Origin of the sequence: Candidatus Pelagibacter sp. (assembly GCF_052049575.1) — a bacterium.
GTDB lineage: Bacteria > Pseudomonadota > Alphaproteobacteria > Pelagibacterales > Pelagibacteraceae > Pelagibacter.
Genome location: NZ_JBNGZQ010000002.1, coordinates 435020 through 453069 on the forward strand (window position 1 = coordinate 435020; position 18050 = coordinate 453069).

Sequence of the window (18050 nt, forward strand, 5' to 3'; positions counted from 1 at the left end):
TTCAATAATTGTGGAATGTCTATTTTGGGTCAAGTGCCCGAGCGTCATCACTGTTCCATCCAATATTAATCTCGTTGCCAAGTTTGATATCTAAGTTAGATGAACTATTTGGAACCTTTAAAATAAACTCAGGGTTGCCTAAAAGATTTATTCTTACTCTTGTATGGTCCCCATGATAAATAACTTCTTCTATTTTTCCTTTATGAAGATTATCCATTTTTGTACTTGGATTAATCAAAGCTCTTTCTGGTCTTAAAGAAACAGTAGTTCGCTCTCCTTTACCTTTGACTGAGATTGGATTAGCTAGTATTTCTGCATTTGCTAATTTTACTTTACACTTTCCTCCAGAAATATCTGAAACTTCACCACCAAAAGTATTATTCTCTCCGATAAACTCAGCGACAAATGAATTTACAGGTTTCTCATATAATTCATCAGGACTTGAAAGTTGTTGAACTTTACCATCATTAAATACTGCAATACGATTGGACATCGTCAAAGCTTCACTTTGATCATGTGTAACGTAAACAACTGTCACACCAATGCTTTCATGAATATGTTTAATCTCATATTGCATACTTTCTCTTAAATTTTTATCCAGAGCACCCAAAGGTTCATCCATTAAAACTAATTGTGGATCAAACACCAATGATCTTGCAACGGCTACCCTTTGTTGTTGTCCACCTGACAATTGACCTGGCATCCTTGCAGCAAACCCTTGTAGGGATACCATTGATAACGCTTTATCAATTTTTTTATCGGCTTCATCTTTAGGAATTTTCCTCACTCTTAACGGGAAAGCTAAGTTTTCATAGACGGTCATGTGTGGGAATAATGCATAATTTTGAAATACCATTCCAATACCTCTTTTATGAGGAGGTATACTCGATATTGCTTTACCATCTAAATAAATTTCACCGTTAGTTGGTGTTTCAAAACCTGCTAACATCATCAAGCAAGTTGTTTTACCAGAACCAGAGGGTCCCAACATTGTTATGAATTCTCCTTCAGCAATATCTAATTGAAGGTCTTTAACAACTAAGACTTTACCATCGTAGCTTTTATCGACTTTATCAAATTTAACGAAATCTTTTTTTGATGCCATAATTTAAGGAACTTTAAAACATTTGTGAGAATAAATATCAACCTTTAATAATTAGCTTTTAACGTGAAGTTCTCTTGAGAAATTACAAAATAATTCTGAACCTTTATCAGTTACTCTAATTGCTTCTGACGCTTCCACTCCCCAATTTCCAAATTGCATTACTGCAATCATATGAAAGGTAACGTTGGGCTGTAATAATGTTTTGTCACCTTTTGAAATATTTAAAGTATGTTCGCCCCAGTCAGGAGGATAGCCTATCCCGATTGAATAGCCAGTTCTTGAAGTTTTCTCAATTTTATATTTATCTAATATCTTCCAAAAAGCTTGTGCAACATCATCAGCCGTATTTCCTGCTTTAACTTTATCTATACCTGCTTGAAGTGCCTCGTTAGTTTTTTTCATTGTATCAATTTTTTTTTGGTCGGGTTTTCCAAGTAAAACTGTTCTGGCCATTGGACAATGATACTTTTTATTTACGCCAGATAATTCAATGATTGTGGCCTCTCCTTCAACAAACTTATCCTCAGACCAAGTTAAATGGGATGCAGAGGTTCCTTTTCCAGTTGGAAGCATTGGCACTATTGAGGCATAATCCCCTCCAAATTCTGAGGTTCCTTTGACTAAAGTTGACCATATTTCTGAAACAGCATCACATTGCCTTACACCTGGATTAATAGCCTCAAATGCTTTTTTCATACCAAGTTGAGTGATCTGCGCAGCTGCTTTCATATATTTTATTTCAGCATCTGACTTAACAAGCCTAACCCAATTTACTAATCGTTTGCAATCTATCAATTTTGCATTGGGTAATCCTTGTTTTATTTTTTCATAACAATAAGCGGTGAAATAATGACTATCCATTTCAACGCCTATAGATAATTTATCCCATTTTTTTTTCTTTATTAAATCTACTAAAGCATCGTAAGGATGTAGCGGCCAAGTGTGAATATATTTTTCATGATACTTAACAATATTTTCATCTTTCAAATAAGTTTTTATATAAGCGCCACCAGCATCTTGATCTCTAACAAAACAAATCGGTTCATCAGCATTTGCATGAACAATCACACATTGTGCATAATAAAAAGACCATGCATCATAGCCAGTAAGATAATTCATATTTGAAGGATCTTGTGAAATCAAAATTTCAATACCTTTATCTTGCATTGAATTTTGAACTTTTTTTAATCTAGATTTGTATTCTTCAATTGAAAAATTCATCAACTAACTATTAAATAACACACCATAACCATCAACCTTATTTTGATTATCAATTTGTTTAAGCGTGTCCCAAATTAGGGTTTGATTACTTGATAATATTACCTTACCTAGTTTTTTTTCGATGTCATTTATAATTGATAATACTGGGAGTGCTGTGCAAGATACAAACAACGCATCACTATTTGATAAGTCTTGTTTAACTAACACATCAAATAAATGTTGAGGATCAACTTTACCTATATCTAAATCAGAAGCTATATCAAAGTAAGACAGTTCAGAAATTTCTATTTTTTCATTCTTAAAATAATTAATGACCGATTGATTAATCTCGTCGGTATATGGAGTAAATATTGAAACCTTATTTATCTTAAGTGTTTTAAGAGCATTTATAGCAGAAGTAATAGGTGTTGTTACTTTTGTATTAGGTTTTGCTAAATTTACTTTTTCATAGATTGATTGATAACCTGCAGCAATAGTTCCTGATGTACATCCATAAGCAACACAATCTAATTTTTGATCTGGTAAAATATTTTTGGTCACTTCGGGAATATCATCTGCCATCTTCTTCAAGGTTTCATTAGTAAGAGGATTGTAACAATTTATTCTATTTGAATACAAATCTATATCTTTCCCATAAATTATATCATTAAAATCTTTTTCAATTCTAAAATCACTAGCTAAAGTTATTAGACCTATTCTTGGATTATTTTTTTTAATAAATTTTGGCTCTATCTTATTCAGTTTCATTTTGAAAAAGAATGTTTAGCTTTAGGAAATTGTTTTTTTAATACTTCAGATTTAAATTTTTTCACACCATTTTCGATCAACTTTGTTATATCAACAAATTTTTTAACAAATTTTAATTTACTTTGACTCAATCCTGTTAAGTCATCAATTACTAAAACTTGACCATCACAATTGACTGAAGAACCAATTCCTATTGTTGGAATCTTTATATGGTTGGAAATTTTCTTTGATAATTTTGTTTCTACACATTCTAATACAATCGAAAAAACTCCAGCATTTTCTAAAAGTTTAGTGTCTTTAAGTAATCTCTCACTTTCCTTTAGTTTTTTCCCTTTGAAGGTAAATTTTTTATCTGTCTGAGGTAATATTCCAACATGTCCCATAACTGGTATTTTATTTTTAATCAATCTTTTAACGATAGGAATTATCTTTTTTCCCCCTTCTAACTTAACAGCATCACATTTGGTTTCTTTCATAACTAATCTTGAATTCTTCAAAGCTTCGCTTGGATTTCGATATGTATTATAAGGCATATCAACAACCATTAATGATTTCTTAATACCAAGTCTGACACTTTTAGAATGATTAATCATGGTCTCTAAAGTCACTTGCTTAGTGGACTTAAAGTTATACAAAACTGATCCTAATGAGTCCCCAACCAATACTAAATCGCAATGTTTATCAAGGATTGTGGCAACATTTTTTGAGTATGCCGTAAGACAAATAATTTTTGATTTATTCTTTTTATTAAGAATTTTTTTAATCTTTTTATTCATTTACTCTAATTCGATTGTACTCGGTGGTTTCGAAGTTATATCGTAAACTACTCTATTAATCCCTCTAATACTATTGACTATTTTATTTGAAATTTCTTGTATAAATGATTTTTTAAATTCATAAAAATCTGCTGTCATACCATCTTCAGATGTTATTGCTCTGAGCAAACACAAATACTCATAAGTTCTATTATCACCCATTACTCCGACTGTTTTAACTGGAAGTAAAGCTGCATAAGCTTGCCAAATTTTATGATATAGGTCTTGATCTCTCAAAGCTTGAATAAAATAATGATCAGCCTCTTTTAAAATATTTATTTTTTCTTTAGTTATTATTCCTGGCATTCGTATTGCCAGTCCAGGTCCTGGAAAAGGATGACGAGAAATAATTTCTCTGCTTAAATTGAGTTCTAATCCAAGTTTCCTAACTTCGTCCTTGAATAAAAATTTTAATGGCTCTACTAGTTTAAGTTTCATTTTTTTGGGTAGACCTCCAACATTATGGTGAGATTTAATTTTCGATGTTTGACTACCTGTAACTGATTTACTTTCTATTAAGTCAGGATAAAGAGTTCCTTGAGCCAAAAATTTTACATTTTTAATTTTTTTGGCATAACGCTCAAATATTTTTATAAATAAGTTTCCAATTATCTTTCTTTTCTTTTCAGGATCTGAAATATTTGATAATTTTCTTAAAAACTCTTTCTCAGCATTCACGTATGTAAGATTAATCTTTAATTTTTTTTTAAATGTTGCAACAACTTGTTTTTCCTCATTCTTTCTTAAGAGCCCAGTGTTAACAAAAATACAGTGTAAATTTTTACCAATGGCTTTATTTAATAATTGTGCAACTACACTGCTATCTACTCCACCGGATAAAGCACAAATGACTTTATTATTTCCTATCATTTGTCTTGCATCTTTTATCAATTTTATTTTTTGATCTTTAGAAGACCAATTTTTTCTCATTTTACATATTAAAAATATAAAATTACTTATTAGTTTTTTTCCGTTTTCTGTGTGGGTCACCTCTGGATGAAATTGGACTCCATAATAATTTTTAAATTTATTTTCAACTACTGCAAATTTAGAATTCTGGCTTGAGGCAATTACCTTAAAATTTTTGGGTAATTTTGAAACTTGATCAGCGTGACTCATCCAAACTTTAATTGACTTTTTTTTCTTAAATAAATTTTTAATTAAAAGACTATTATTTTTTTTTGTAATATTAGCTAAACCAAACTCTCTATGTTTAGATTGTTTTACTTTTCCACCATTTAATTTAGATATTATTTGATGCCCAAAACAAATACCTAAAACTGGAACACCTTTTTGAATTATCTTTTTATCGAAGGAGTATTTATTAATTTGATAAACATTTAAAGGACCACCAGATAGAATAATGCCTTTAATCGTGTGATTGATATTTTTACTTTTAATTTTTTTGTGACTTACTATCTCAGAAAAAATTCCTAATTCTCTAACTCGTCTTGCTATTAACTGTGTAAATTGTGAACCAAAATCAACAATTAAAATCTTATTCAAATTTTGATCAAGACTCATTTTTGGGTTCTAAGTTTGCTAAAGAATCTAAGATACTTTTATTTTCATCACATAAATTTTTGCAAACTTTGACAAAGTCTTCTGAAAGACTTTTTACTTTAGAGTAGTTTGATTTTTCTAATGCTATTTTCATCAACATTAACATTGCCTCTTCATTATTTGGTTCAATCAATAAAGTCGCCTCTAAATTTTTTTCCTCTTTCTTTTGATTTTTTTCCTGATTGTAAATTTTAGCTAAATATAAATATGAATTAGAGTGTTTTGGATTAAATACAATACTTCTCTCAAACATAAATCGAGCGTCTTCAAATTTTTTTTTATTATAAAATTCTAAACCTTTATTAAAAAAATTTTCACTACCTAAAGAAAAATTAAAAACATTAATTAAGAGATAAAAAAGAACAGTTATTTTAAAGATTTTTCTCATTAGTATTTATTATCACTTTTGACTATATCAACATTATGGACCATACTTTCGTAAAAACCAGCTTTTGTTATTTTAACAAATTGTGGTTTATCTCTTAGATATTTAATTTGTCTTGATCCTAAATATCCCATAGATGATCTTAATCCACCAATTAATTTAAAAATTATATTATCAACTTTGCCTTTATATTTTGCAAATCCTTCTACTCCTTCTGGCACATATTTAGACGAGTCCTTTTGCTTTGATTGAAAGTATCGATCTGCAGATCCTTTGTTCATAGCACCAATTGAACCCATGCCTCTAAAATTTTTAAACAATTTACCATTTCTCCTAATTAATTTTCCTGGCGCTTCATCTGTCCCTGCAAATAATGAACCAATCATAACCGCATCTGCTCCAGCAGCGAATGCTTTTGCCAAATCACCTGAATATTTTATCCCACCATCAGAAATAATTTTTACATTCTTATTTTTTATTCCATTTCTAACTTCTAGTATTGCACTAAGTTGTGGGACACCAATACCTGCAACTAATCTTGTAGTGCATATTGATCCAGGTCCAATCCCAACTTTAATAACATCAACACCAAGCTTTAACAAAAATTTTGCTGCAACAGGTGTAGCAATATTTCCAGCGCAAAGAGCAGTTTTTTTATCTTTTGTTTTTTTGATAAACTTAATTATTTCTGAGACCTTTTTTGTATGTCCATGAGCAGTATCAACAACAATCATATCAATTTTTTCTTTAAGTATTGCCTCTGCTCTTTTAAATTCGCTTGGTCCAGCCCCAACAGCTGCGCCTACTAAAAGTTTTTGTTTTTTTACTTTTTTAATTTCAAGAATTTGTTTTTTTATATCTAAATTTCTATGAATAATTCCTATCCCACCTGCTTTCGCTATCGCGATAGCCATTTTGCTTTCAGTAACAGTATCCATAGCTGAGGATAATAGAGGAATTTTTAATTTTAAATAATTTGTAAGTTTAATGCTAGTATCAACATCTGAGGGTAAGATCTCAGAATACTTAGGCATCAGAGTTACATCATCAAAGGTGAGTGCTTCTTTTATAGAAACCATGATCATTTATATACGATTCCTTTAAAATTTAAAGAAACTATCTAAGATTTTTACAAATTATAAAACTTTCTTTAGAATCTTTTCTACTAGATTTTGGTTTAAAAACCTTTACTTCCTTAAAAAGTTTTTTTCCCAGTGCGACAATTTCATTAAAGGTACTACCCATAAATATTTTTGAAATAAAAAAACCCTTTTCTGAAATCACATCCTTTGAAAAAACCATCGCCTCTTTACACAATTCACCAGTTTGAATTGAATCGATATTTTTTATCCCGGTAGTGTTTACGGCCATATCAGACATGACTACATCTGGTTTTTTTTTAAGATATTCTTTAATTTGGTTTTGAGTATCAACTAAAGTAAAGTCACCCTGAATTTGTAAAGTATTTTCTATATTTTCCATCTCTTTTAGATCTATAGAGATTATCTTTCCGCTCTTAACTACTTTTGCAACATACTGTGACCAGCTGCCGGGAGCAGCTCCAATGTCTACGACTGACATTCCACCTTTAAATATTTTAAATTTTTCATCTATCTCTTTTAGTTTATATGCAGACCTAGCTCGATAACCGTCAACTTTTGATTGACGCACATAAGTATCCCGTCTTTGTTTATTAATCCAATTTTTTGAAATCTTATTTTTTTTCAATTAAGTATTATATCTTAAACTTTTTAGTATCTTTTTTTTATCTAAAGTATCTAATTCAATTTTAATAGTTTTATCCACTCGCATATCTTTACCGTCTTTCCAAATACCTGCTGCAAGATGCATTATGCCAATTTTATAATTAGGTAAGTATGGTTCAACAAATGTACTTTGTTTCTGATCATATTTTGGAAGTAAATTACTTGTGATCCAATTACAATTTAAAGGAAGAAACTCTGTTTCTAAATTATCAATATAAACGGACATGTTAATTGCTAAACCTTCAGATCCAAAAATATTACCTGCTTTTAGAGTTTTCTCTAAATTATTTTGCCAAGTACTCCATCCTTTAGAGTCTTTTTCTAAGGAAAAAACTCCAATATTAATATGTGGGGCAAAAGCTAATTTCCTAGCATCTGCATAACTAATTTTTGACTTTACAGCGTGTTTAAAATTTTGAGATTTGATTAACGCCAGCTTTCCAAAAAGCCAGTTTACTTTTGATGTAATCTTATATCCTGGGCCAATTGTTTGAGTAATTCCAAGCTTTCCATCATCACAAGCCTTAAAATATAATTCTACGCAACTCCAATCATTCACCCATGCATCACAATCAATCCACAGATATTTTTCATAGTTAGGAAAGTATTTAGGTAAAAAGGCTCTTGAGACCTGACTTTTCAACCACTCTTTACCTTTAACCTTATAACCAGGCACTTCAATATCCCATTCGGCATTTTTAATTTCATCAACTTTTTTAGATAAACTATCTCTCTGATCTTGTTTTAATCCCGCATCCAAAATGCAAATAGCAACATCTTCACTCTGTTTAAATCTTTTAATTGAATCTACTAGTTCATCTAGTAAAGGAAAATAATTAGCATCGGCTAAAGAAACGATTACATTTTTTTTCATTAAAGTACGTCTTCAAGGTCATCTTCGTCTTGAATTTTGTCATTTTCGTGTTGTTTCTTAATTTTTTGAAAATGGAAAAAGCTTATTGGTAATAAAAGTACATAAATTGCAGTGCTTATCGCAATTACATTAAAAGTATAAATCAATAAAAGACCAAAAAATAAAACTATTCCAAATAAAAGAAATATTGTTGTCTTTCTTGGGATCACTATCTTTTTAAAAGAATAACTAGGGAATTTACTAATTAGTAAAAAAGAAGTCGCAATAAAAAAAATCGGTACCATTAAATCATAATTTAATTGAACAAAGTTAAAACCGCTTAAACTAATAATCAAAGGTGTTAAAACTAAAATTCCTCCAGCTGGTGACGGAACTCCCTCAAAAAAATTATCTCTCCATGAAGGTTCTTGATTTGAATTGATATTAAACCTCGCTAAACGTAATGCAACGCAAATTACATATACTAAACAAAGCAACCAACCAAATCTTCCTAGAGTATTGAGCTTCCAGAAATACATTATAAACGCTGGCGCTACTCCAAAACTTATCATATCTGTAAGCGAGTCTAATTCTTTTCCAACTTTAGAAGTACCTCTGATTAATCTTGCTATTCTTCCATCAAGACCATCTATTAAAGCAGCAAAAAGAATTGCTATAATTGCAAGTTCAAACCTTCCATCAAGAGCAAATCGTATCGAAGTTAAACCAATACAAACCCCTATTAATGTAAGCATATTTGGCAAGATCATTCTTGCTCTTTTTTTATCTGCTACAATCTTCAAATTATTTTTTGGTTGTTCCATTTTATTTTTTAGCTAAGAGTGTTTCGCCCGAAATAGCTTTTTGACCTACTTTTACTAAAGGTTGATAATTCTCATAATAAACATCTGCTCTGCTGCCAAATCTTATCATTCCAATTCTATCACCTTGTTTTAACTCTTGATCTTTATTAGATTCACAAACTATTCTTCTCGCTACCAGACCTGCTATTTGAACTACAATAATATCGTTATTATCTGTGTCCTTAATTTTAAAATAATTTCTCTCATTATCTTCACTTGCTTTATCAAGAGAAGCATTAACAAATGTTCCAGGCTTATATAAAATTTCCTCAATTTTTCCAGCGCATGGAGTTCTATTAACATGGCAATCAAATACGTTCATAAAAACACTGATTTTATTAAATTTTTTATTTTCTAAACCTAGCTCTTTTGGACCATCAACTTCTTCAACTTTTATGATTTCTCCATCAGCAGGACTAACCAGATAATTATTGTCATCAATGATTACTCTATCAGGATCTCTAAAAAAATAATAAACCCAGATTGTTAATACCAAACCAATTAAACCTAAAAAATTACTGAAACTATAAAATACGATTGTAATAATTCCAGAGATAACTAGGAACTTGTATCCCTCAGCGTGAATTTTTGGAAATATCTTACTAAACATGTTCTTCTATTTGATAATTTTTCATTAATATGTATATAAAATTACGAAATTCAATTATTAAGATATAAATAAAGTGAGCAAAATTACTGTAAAAAACCCCATTGTAGAGTTAGATGGTGATGAAATGACCAGAATAATCTGGGAATTTATTAAAAAAAAATTAATCCTTCCTTATCTTGATATCGGTATTGAATATTACGATTTAGGCATGAAAAGTAGAGATGATACTGATGACCAGATCACAATAGACTCTGCTAATGCAATTAAGAAAATTGGCGTAGGTATTAAGTGTGCAACCATTACTCCTGATGAAGCACGAGTTGAGGAATTTAATTTGAAAAAAATGTGGAGATCACCAAATGGAACAATAAGAAATATTATTGGTGGAACTGTTTTTAGAGAGCCCATAATTTGTTCTAACATTCCAAAATTAGTGCCTTCATGGTCAGATCCAGTGGTCATTGGCAGACATGCCTTTGGCGATCAATACAGAGCAACTGATTTTAAAGTTCCAGGTAAAGGAAAGATGGAAGTTAAGTGGACATCAGAAGACGGTAAAGATGAAATTAAATACGAAGTATTTAATTTTACTGGACCAGGAGTAGCCCTTTCTATGTATAACTTAGATAAATCCATCGAAGACTTTGCTAGATCTTGCTTTAGCTACGGTCTTATAAAAAAGTGGCCAGTCTATCTTTCAACAAAAAATACAATCCTTAAGAAGTACGATGGACGTTTTAAAGATATATTTGAAGATGTGTTTAATAAAGAATTTAAAGCAAAATTTGATAAGGAAAAAATTACTTATGAACATAGACTAATTGACGACATGGTTGCATGTGCAATGAAATGGAGTGGAAAATATATTTGGGCTTGTAAAAACTACGATGGTGATGTTCAGTCTGATACAATGGCACAGGGTTACGGCTCTTTAGGTTTAATGACAAGTACACTCTTAACTCCTGATGGAAAAATTATGGAGGCTGAGGCAGCTCATGGAACAGTTACAAGACATTATAGAATGCATCAGCAAGGAAAAGAAACTTCAACTAATCCTATCGCCTCAATTTTTGCCTGGACGAGAGGTTTAGCTCACCGAGGTAAATTAGACGGAAATGATGATCTTATAAAATTTGCTACTACCATTGAGCAAGTTTGTATTGATTGTGTCGAAAGCGGTTCTATGACCAAAGATTTAGCGATATTAGTTGGGCCATCAAGTAAGTACTTAACTACAAATCAATTTCTAGATGAAATTGATAATAATTTAAAAAAAAAATTAAATTAAAGACTTAATTTTTTCAAAAGCTTCATCAATTTTGCTCTTATCTTGACCTCCTGCTTGAGCAAAATCTTTTCTACCACCGCCGCCTTTTCCACCAACTGTCTCTGATCCTAATTTTGCAAATTTTACTGCATCATATTTATCAACTAATTTTTCAGTAATTCCAACAGCCAAGCCAACTTTACCTTCACTGCTTGCAAATACAATCACAATGCCATCACCTAATTCTTTTTTACCATTATCAACTAATTTTCTTAAATCTTTAGGAGGTAAATCTTGCACTTTTTGAAATCTAACTTTTATATTATTTATCTTATCATCTTTAATAATGTTTTTAGTTTTATCTTGAAGAACTGAACTGACATTTAGTTGTTCAAGTTGTCGTGAAAGATTTTTTATAATTTCTTTTAAATCTTTATTATCAACATTTGGTTTGCCTCCAAGTTTAATAATTTGCGATGACAAATCTTTAATGGTTTCTTCATCTTTTTGAGTAGATAAAGTTGATAATTTTTCTTTATTCTTAATAAAATCCTCAAGTTGTTTATCTCTTAACGCTTCAACTCTTCTAACACCCGCAGCGATAGACGATTGGCTTACAGTTTTAAATTTTCCAATATCACCGGTATTTTTAACATGTGTACCTCCACATAATTCTGTTGAAAAGTATGCTTCTTTTTCCTTTCCCATAGATACAACACGGACTTCTTCTCCATATTTTTCACCAAAAAAAGCTAGTGCTCCTTTTTCAATTGCAGCTTTTGGTGTCATAATTCTTGTGGTTACTTCAGAACTATTTGAAACATATTCATTAACTAATTTATCGATATTTTCTAACTCTTCATCAGTAATTGGTTTCATATGACTAAAGTCAAATCTTAATCTATCTGGAGCAACTAATGATCCTTTTTGCATAACATGTTTACCTAGAGTTCTTCTTAATGACTCGTGAAGTAAGTGTGTAGCAGAATGATAAGCTTTTAGATTATCTCTTCTCTCTACATCTATTTTCATTTCAACTACATCATTGATTTTCATTTCTCCAGTTTTCAAAGATCCGTAATGAACAAATAAGTCTCCAAGTTTTTTTTGTGTATCTTCTACTTCAAAAACAGAATTACCAGAAACAATTGTACCTTTGTCTCCAAGTTGTCCTCCTGACTCTCCGTAAAACGGGGTTTGATTGGTAATGATCATTCCTTCTTCACCAGAAGATAAAGATTTTGTTTCTTTGTTATCTTTAATTAGGTTTAACACAACACCCTCAGACTGATTAGACTCGTAACCTAAAAATTCTGTTGGACCAGTTTTATCTTTTATTGAAAACCAAATTGCTTCCTCAGAACTATCCCCAGAACCTTTCCAATTCTTTTTTGCAAGTTCTTTGCTTTTTTTCATTAATTCATCAAATTTCTGATGATCAACTTTTAAAGATTTATTCTTTAAAATGTCTTCAGTAAGATCTAATGGAAAACCATAGGTGTCATATAATTTGAAAGCGACATCACCAGGTAAAACTTTGTCTATTTTTGCAATTTCATCATTTAAAATTTTGATACCTCTATCAAGTAAAACTAAAAATTTCTCCTCCTCCATCCTTAAAGTTTCCTTGATCAAAGATTGAGATCTTTCAAGCTCTGGATAATTTCCTGACATTTCATTTTTTAACGAGTCAAAAATTTTGTAAAAGATTGGCTCTTTAGATCCTAACAAATGAGAATGCCTCATTCCTCTTCTCATAATTCTTCTTAAAACATATCCACGACCTTCATTTGAAGGTAAAACTCCTTCAGCCAAAAGAAATGAGCTTGCTCTTAAGTGATCAGCAATTACTCTAAAACTTGATATATTTTTATCTTCTTGTTTAACTTTTGTTACTTCAGATATTGAACTTATTAATTTTTTAAAATGATCAGTTTGATAATTATCATGTGTGCCTTGTAAAAGAGCTGCAATTCTCTCTAATCCCATTCCTGTATCAACAGATGGTTTTGGCAAATCTATTCTTTTTTCCTTTGAGACTTGCTCATACTGCATAAAAACTAAGTTCCAAATTTCAATAAAACGATCTCCATCTTGATCTTTGGTTCCTGGCAATCCTCCTTTTAAATGATCACCATGATCATAAAATATTTCTGAGCAAGGACCACAGGGACCAGTTTCACCCATTGACCAGAAATTGTCTGATGTTGCAATTCTAATTATTCTGTCATCACTAAAACCCGCTATTTTTTTCCAAAAATTAAAAGCCTCATCATCTTCATTAAAAACAGTTACATAAAGCCTATTTTTATCTAACCCAAAATCTTTGGTGATTAAATTCCATGCAAGTTCAATTCCTCTTTCTTTAAAATAATCTCCAAAAGAAAAGTTTCCCAACATTTCAAAGAAAGTATGATGTCTTGGTGTATAACCGACATTTTCTAAATCATTATGTTTACCACCCGCTCTAACACATTTTTGTGAAGTTGTGGCTCTTTGATAATCTCTTTTTTCTAGACCAGTAAATACATTTTTAAACTGAACCATTCCTGAATTGGCAAACATTAGGGTTGGATCATTATTTGGAACTAAATTGCTAGACTCAACGATCTTATGATCGTTTTTTTCGAAGTATTTAAGAAACGTGCTTCTTATTTCATTTAATGATTTGTCCGCCATATTTTTAAAATACAGCTTTTTTGTTCTATGTCTAGATAACGATAAGGGGGAAAGGCGCTTATAATAAGCGCCTTTATAATTTAAAGATGACCTTTAATTCTAGTTCTTCTTTGTAGGAGCAGTTTCTTTTGCAGCCTCTTCTTTTTCAGCTACTTTCTTCTCCTTTTCAATTTTTTCAGGACTTAATGGATTTCCTTCAATTTTCTTTGAAATCACACCAGCTTTTTCTCTAATTGCCATTTCTATTTCTGCAGCAACTTTAGGGTTTTGTGCAAGATAAGTTTTTGCATTTTCTCTACCTTGTCCAATTTTCTCACCTTTATAAGCATACCAAGCTCCTGATTTTTCAATGATATCAGCTTTAGCACCTAGGTCGACTAACTCACCCATTTTGCTAATACCTCTTCCATACATCAAATCAAACTCGACAACTTTAAATGGTGGCGCAACTTTATTTTTAACCACTTTAACTCTTGTAGTATTTCCAATAATTTCATCTTTGTCTTTGATGGCACCAATTCTTCTAATATCCATTCTAACAGATGAGTAGAACTTAAGTGCGTTACCACCTGATGTTGTTTCTGGACTTCCAAACATAACTCCAATTTTCATTCTGATTTGGTTAATGAAAATCATCATTGTGTTTGTGTTTGAAATTGAACCAGTTAATTTTCTTAAAGCCTGACTCATTAATCTTGACTGAAGACCAACATGATGATCTCCCATTTCTCCTTCAATTTCAGCTTTTGGAGTCAAAGCTGCAACTGAGTCAATTACGATAACTGAAATAGAGCCTGATTTAACTAGCGTATCTGCTATTTCTAAAGCCTGTTCACCAGCATCTGGTTGTGAAATTAAAAGCTCCTCAGTATTTACACCTAATTTTTTTGCATAGACTGGATCTAAAGCATGCTCTGCATCAACGAATGCACAAATTCCGCCTGCTTTTTGTGCTTCAGCAACAACTTGTAATGCTAATGTAGTTTTTCCAGAAGACTCTGGTCCATAAACTTCAATAATTCTTCCTTTAGGTAAACCGCCTATTCCTAAAGCTAAATCTAAACTCAAAGAACCTGTAGATATCGACTCGATATCCATTGCTCTTTTTTCACCAAGCTTCATCACAGAACCTTTTCCAAAATTATCTGTGATTTGGCTGATTGCTGCGTCTAAAGCTTTATTTTTCTCTTTATTATCCAATTCTTGATCTTTAGTAGATTTAACTACTTTTAAGTTATTTTTAGTCATTTTTTGCCTCTTTTTTTAATATTTTTGTCACTCGAATCATGCTTATAAATGTACACATTTTGTTCTCATTGGCAAGATTTATTTATTTAAGCCTAAAAAAGCTAATTTTATCTCAATTTAAGATATTCGCTATTGAGCAATCCGATAGATTTTAAAAGATTAAACTGCGAAAGAATGTAGTTTCTCTCTGAATCTGCCAACGAAATCTGAGCATTTAATAATAAAGAGTTAGACTGAATAACTTCTAAAGTGGTTCTATCTGATCCACTATTATATTCAGCTACAATTCCTTCATTTGCGATTTCTGCAGCATTCACTTGAGCTCTAACTGAATCAAGTAAACTTTTGTTTGATTGATAATTTGACCAGGCACTAGCAACATCCGTTTGATTTTTTTTGATCATATTATTTAAAAGAAGATTTTTTTGTGTCTCCAGACTTTTGTTTTTATTCAAATTTGCATAATTCTTTCCACCTGAAAAAAAAGGCCATGTGACAGTTGCTTTTAATGTATCTTGTTCTTTTTCGTCATAAGTAGAACTCAGATCATCTGTTTTTGATCTATCAAAAGATAAGGTTGCTGTTGGGGCTAAATCAGATCGTGCGCTAGTGGTATCTTTTTTTGATTGTTCATATTCAAGTTGAGCTATAATTAAATCTGGATTACCTTTTTTGGATATCTCAATTGCAGATTTTAGTTCATTAGGCAAATTAACTATTAAGATAGATGATTTATCTAACGACTCTGCATCATTAACTGAACCAATAACATTTTCATAATTTAGCTTACTAGTTAAAAAATCATTTTCAGCTTGAATTAATTTTGCTTGTGCACCAGCTAAAGAAGACTCTGATTGAGCAACATCAGATAGGGATATGTTTCCTCGCTCTAGTCTAATTCTATCTGTTTCGACCTGTCGATCTAATAGGTTTACATTGGATCTATTAATCTTAAGTTTTTCATTTGATGATATTAACCCTGTATAAGCTTCAATTGATTTATATAGAATTTCTTGTTCTTTTTTTAAAAGCTTTGCTTTAGCTAATTCAATACCAATTTTACTTTTACTTAATTCAGCACCTCTTCCAAAATCAATAAGAGTTTGAGTAATTGTTAATGATTGAACGGTTGGGTCTACGTCTGAAATTGTTGCATCTGTTCCACTCTGATTGGTTAATTTATTCGTATCTTCTGAGCTTTTACTTCCACTTAAGGTTACTGACGGTAAATATGAACTTATTGAAATTTTCAGTTCTTGCTCAGAAATATTTAAACTTTCCCTTTCAGCATTTAACTCATTATTGTCATTATAAGCCTTTTTTAGCGCTGCAGAGAAAGTTTCTGCATAAGCATTATTTAGCAAAAATATAAGACTTACTATTATAAATAAAATCCTAATCATTTCTTTTTATATACAGCAGATTTAATTTGATGGTTACTATTTAAATTGAATATAACCGATGCGTATTTAGGCATATTTCTAAACATATTCTGAGTAATTCTTTGATAAGTTTGCATAAAATTTAATACATCTTCTCTACTCATTATTTTTGATTTCACTTTGCTTTTAACCCAAAGTTTTCTCTCTTGTTTTAATCTCCATTTTTGTAACAAACTAAAATTTTTTGCTTTTAAAAAAACTAAACAATTTAATTGAGAATATAAGTTTTTATATTTTGATTTTAATTGATGGTTTACATATTTTCTCCAAACTTGTTTTTGATCTTTTATTTTTTCCATAGAATTAATTGTTTTCTTTAGGGTATTATTTTTTTCTGATTTTGCACCAACACACCATCCTTCAAAAATAATTACATCCGGTCTCTTTTTTAAATCGTACCATTTCTTTTTGTTAAACCTATCATCGATAGCTTTGTTAAATGTCGGCAATTTCAATCTTTTGAATTTCTTACTTTTTGAATTTTTAAAGAAATTTAACATCATGTTTACATCGTGTGTTCCAGGAACTCCTCTTGTTAAAAGCATAGGATGAACTCTTTTTGATAAATTTATTCGTTCTTTTCTTGTTTTATAAAAGTCATCTATTGAGATCCTAAAAACGTTCAATCTAAAGTACTTAATTAAAATAATTCTGATTAAAGAGCTAATTGTAGTTTTTCCTGTGCCTTGACCACCTGCTAAACCTACAAAATACGGTCTTTTCTTTTCAGCTTTTTTGCTAATCCAGAAACATAACGGAATCAAGAAAGACTTAATCATTCTTTCTTTGTTTTTAAATTTATCAGCTTTAGTTTCTTGAGATTTAATAAACTTAAAACAATCTTTTTTTACTCTTCTAAAACATAAATTTAATTGTTGCATGAAAATTATTTTTTATCTAATGGATGATTTTGACCATCGTTTACTGGGACTTCTTTCATATCAAAAGTATTTATTTCATCAATACAACCAACATTAAATCCTGTCATAGCTGGATTTATTCTTGGGTTATGATGAGTATAAATCCCACAGTCAGAACAAAAGTAATGTTTAGCAACTTTGGAATGAAATTGATAAAGTTTTAATTTATCTCCACCTTTAACAATTTTAAAATCTTCATTTTTTACCATCGACATAATTGCTCCTTTTCTTTTACAAATCGAACAATTACATTTTATTACTTTAGCTAAATCTCCATCTAAGTTAATTTCCGCTTCTACAGCTCCACAATGACAAATAAGTTTTTTCATAATTAATTAAGGTTTTATACAAATAGTTTCATCATTTCCTATCTCACAAGTAACTAAATTTTTTCCTTTCATTAAGTGATATAGTAAAGACTTTGATGTTGCACCAGTATCTATTATTCTATACCCATTTTTTATTAACGAATTCACAGTTGTTTCTTCAGGAAGTGTTTCAAGTTCTGCATTTACATTTGAGCTAAGAAATAAAAATAACGGAATTATAATTAAAACTTTTTTCAT

At 30.6% G+C, this 18050-nt stretch carries 18 protein-coding genes; 1 reads left to right on the plus strand and 17 read right to left on the minus strand.

Annotated elements, in window-relative coordinates; translation table 11 throughout:
• Positions 1-19: 19 nt before the first annotated feature.
• The 11 genes from ACTT9C_RS05890 to ACTT9C_RS05940 are packed head-to-tail and all read right to left on the minus strand — an operon-like array spanning position 20 to position 9928.
• A complete protein-coding gene (locus ACTT9C_RS05890; protein ID WP_085147349.1) occupies positions 20-1105 on the minus strand; it encodes an ABC transporter ATP-binding protein in 1086 nt (361 codons plus the stop codon).
• A 51-nt stretch (positions 1106-1156) separates the two neighbouring features.
• Positions 1157-2326 carry a M24 family metallopeptidase gene (locus ACTT9C_RS05895; protein WP_440923568.1) on the minus strand — a complete coding sequence of 390 codons (1170 nt, stop codon included), beginning with the start codon at positions 2324-2326 and terminating at the stop codon, positions 1157-1159.
• 3 nt (positions 2327-2329) lie between these two features.
• On the minus strand, positions 2330-3073 hold the full coding sequence (locus tag ACTT9C_RS05900) for a maleate cis-trans isomerase family protein (RefSeq protein ID WP_440923569.1): 744 nt from the start codon (positions 3071-3073) through the stop codon (positions 2330-2332).
• Positions 3070-3849, minus strand: a complete 780-nt coding sequence (gene panB / locus ACTT9C_RS05905) for a 3-methyl-2-oxobutanoate hydroxymethyltransferase (RefSeq protein WP_440923570.1) — start codon at positions 3847-3849, stop codon at positions 3070-3072. The genes ACTT9C_RS05900 and panB overlap by 4 nt, the downstream gene beginning before the upstream one ends.
• Positions 3850-5412: a glutamine-hydrolyzing GMP synthase gene (gene guaA, locus ACTT9C_RS05910; RefSeq protein ID WP_440923571.1), complete on the minus strand. Its 1563-nt coding sequence runs from the start codon at positions 5410-5412 to the stop codon at positions 3850-3852.
• Entirely contained in the window at positions 5402-5839 is a 438-nt protein-coding gene (locus tag ACTT9C_RS05915; protein WP_440923572.1) for a tetratricopeptide repeat protein, read from the minus strand. The genes guaA and ACTT9C_RS05915 overlap by 11 nt, the downstream gene beginning before the upstream one ends.
• Positions 5839-6915 (minus strand): IMP dehydrogenase, encoded by a 1077-nt coding sequence (gene guaB, locus ACTT9C_RS05920; RefSeq protein ID WP_440923672.1) that lies wholly within the window; start codon positions 6913-6915, stop codon positions 5839-5841. The genes ACTT9C_RS05915 and guaB overlap by 1 nt, the downstream gene beginning before the upstream one ends.
• A gap of 37 nt (positions 6916-6952) precedes the next feature.
• Positions 6953-7564: an RlmE family RNA methyltransferase gene (locus ACTT9C_RS05925; RefSeq protein ID WP_440923573.1), complete on the minus strand. Its 612-nt coding sequence runs from the start codon at positions 7562-7564 to the stop codon at positions 6953-6955.
• Entirely contained in the window at positions 7565-8476 is a 912-nt protein-coding gene (locus ACTT9C_RS05930) for a glycosyltransferase (RefSeq protein ID WP_440923574.1), read from the minus strand.
• Positions 8476-9279, minus strand: coding sequence for a CDP-diacylglycerol--serine O-phosphatidyltransferase (gene pssA, locus ACTT9C_RS05935; protein ID WP_440923575.1), 804 nt, complete (start codon positions 9277-9279; stop codon positions 8476-8478). The genes ACTT9C_RS05930 and pssA overlap by 1 nt, the downstream gene beginning before the upstream one ends.
• Position 9280: 1 nt before the next feature.
• Positions 9281-9928, minus strand: a complete 648-nt coding sequence (locus ACTT9C_RS05940) for a phosphatidylserine decarboxylase (RefSeq protein WP_440923576.1) — start codon at positions 9926-9928, stop codon at positions 9281-9283.
• Between the two features lie 73 nt (positions 9929-10001).
• Between ACTT9C_RS05940 and ACTT9C_RS05945 the strand changes: the two genes are divergently transcribed.
• Positions 10002-11216, plus strand: a complete 1215-nt coding sequence (locus ACTT9C_RS05945; RefSeq protein WP_440923577.1) for an NADP-dependent isocitrate dehydrogenase — start codon at positions 10002-10004, stop codon at positions 11214-11216.
• Here the strand turns inward: ACTT9C_RS05945 and alaS are convergent.
• The 6 genes from alaS to ACTT9C_RS05975 all read right to left on the minus strand — a co-directional run bounded on the left by alaS (position 11208) and on the right by ACTT9C_RS05975 (position 18050).
• Positions 11208-13874 (minus strand): alanine--tRNA ligase, encoded by a 2667-nt coding sequence (gene alaS, locus ACTT9C_RS05950; RefSeq protein ID WP_440923578.1) that lies wholly within the window; start codon positions 13872-13874, stop codon positions 11208-11210. The two genes, ACTT9C_RS05945 and alaS, sit on opposite strands and share 9 nt — an antisense overlap.
• Before the next feature lie 99 nt (positions 13875-13973).
• A complete protein-coding gene (gene recA / locus ACTT9C_RS05955; protein ID WP_440923579.1) occupies positions 13974-15122 on the minus strand; it encodes a recombinase RecA in 1149 nt (382 codons plus the stop codon).
• A gap of 107 nt (positions 15123-15229) precedes the next feature.
• Positions 15230-16525 (minus strand): TolC family protein, encoded by a 1296-nt coding sequence (locus ACTT9C_RS05960; RefSeq protein ID WP_440923580.1) that lies wholly within the window; start codon positions 16523-16525, stop codon positions 15230-15232.
• Positions 16522-17445 (minus strand): uridine kinase, encoded by a 924-nt coding sequence (locus ACTT9C_RS05965; protein WP_440923581.1) that lies wholly within the window; start codon positions 17443-17445, stop codon positions 16522-16524. The genes ACTT9C_RS05960 and ACTT9C_RS05965 overlap by 4 nt, the downstream gene beginning before the upstream one ends.
• A 5-nt stretch (positions 17446-17450) precedes the next feature.
• Positions 17451-17813 carry a GFA family protein gene (locus ACTT9C_RS05970; protein WP_440923582.1) on the minus strand — a complete coding sequence of 121 codons (363 nt, stop codon included), beginning with the start codon at positions 17811-17813 and terminating at the stop codon, positions 17451-17453.
• 6 nt (positions 17814-17819) lie between these two features.
• On the minus strand, positions 17820-18050 hold the full coding sequence (locus tag ACTT9C_RS05975) for a hypothetical protein (RefSeq protein ID WP_440923583.1): 231 nt from the start codon (positions 18048-18050) through the stop codon (positions 17820-17822).